The organism is Alicyclobacillus acidiphilus NBRC 100859 (assembly GCF_001544355.1).
Classification (GTDB): domain Bacteria; phylum Bacillota; class Bacilli; order Alicyclobacillales; family Alicyclobacillaceae; genus Alicyclobacillus; species Alicyclobacillus acidiphilus.
Window position 1 is genome coordinate 1 of sequence record NZ_BCQI01000150.1, and the last position, 1,014, is coordinate 1,014.

Genomic DNA, 1,014 nt, shown 5'->3' on the forward strand with positions numbered 1-1,014 from the left:
TCCGCGCCTCCGCGCCCCCGCGCCCCCGCGCCTCCGCGCTCCCAGCTCCCAGCTCCCAGCTCCCTTTCCTTGCCTTCCGAAATGTGCGAGGGTTGGTCCGCCAAATCTTTTTCGAAAAAGTCATTTTTGAAGCAATATTTACTCAAGTTTTTAATAACATAACAACATGAAGGGAGGGTGGCGATTGGCCACTTTAAAAGATATAGCTCGCGAAGCCAATACCTCCGAATCTACAGTCTCTCGAGTCCTTAGTGGAGATCAAACCTTTTCTGTAGCGAACGAGACGAGGTCGCGCATTCTACAAATCGCCAGTCGAATGAACTACCGGTCAAGTAAACACCGGAAGAGCCATCCGCAACAACACAGTGCCGGCAAGATTGGAATTGTACAGTTTTGGGATAAATCTCAAGTGGACCACTGGGACCGATTTTTTCTCTCGATCCGTTCGGGTGTTGAACGAGAACTTGCGAACCTAGGGCTTGGTTCTTCACATGGAATCCGGATGTATTACCACAACGATTCCTTTGCGGATATCAACCAGTTGGATGGTTTGGTAGTGATAGGTGAAAATTCGGCGATCAATTTAGATATGTATTCAGGCGTCAAACATGCGGTCTATATCGATAGCGAGTCAACAGTCGATCGATACGATTCGGTGATCATTGATTATGCGAAGGCGACGCGCAAAGTCTTGGATTACTTGTTTGGCCTGGGCCATCGGGACATTGGATTCATTGGTGGCAAACAGATGGTCCATCGGCTGAATGAACGAAAAAGCGCGTTCGAGAGCATGATGAATGAGCGAGGACTTCTGCGGGCCGAGAGCGTGTTTATCGCAGAAAATTGGATGGTGGATGACGGTTACGAAATGATGAACCAAGCGATCAAATCCCAATCCATGCCAACTGCATTCTTTATCGCGAGTGATCTGTTAGCTGTAGGCGCAATGAGGGCGTTAAGTGATGCTGGTATATCTGTTCCGGACGATGTTTCTATCGTCGGATTTAATGATAC

General features: G+C 48.4%; 1 protein-coding gene. It reads left to right on the forward strand.

Annotated elements, in window-relative coordinates:
- Positions 1–184 precede the first annotated feature (184 nt).
- A partial coding sequence (locus tag AAC01S_RS18495) for a LacI family DNA-binding transcriptional regulator (RefSeq protein ID WP_169794102.1) occupies positions 185–1,014 on the forward strand: 830 nt, incomplete at its 3' end.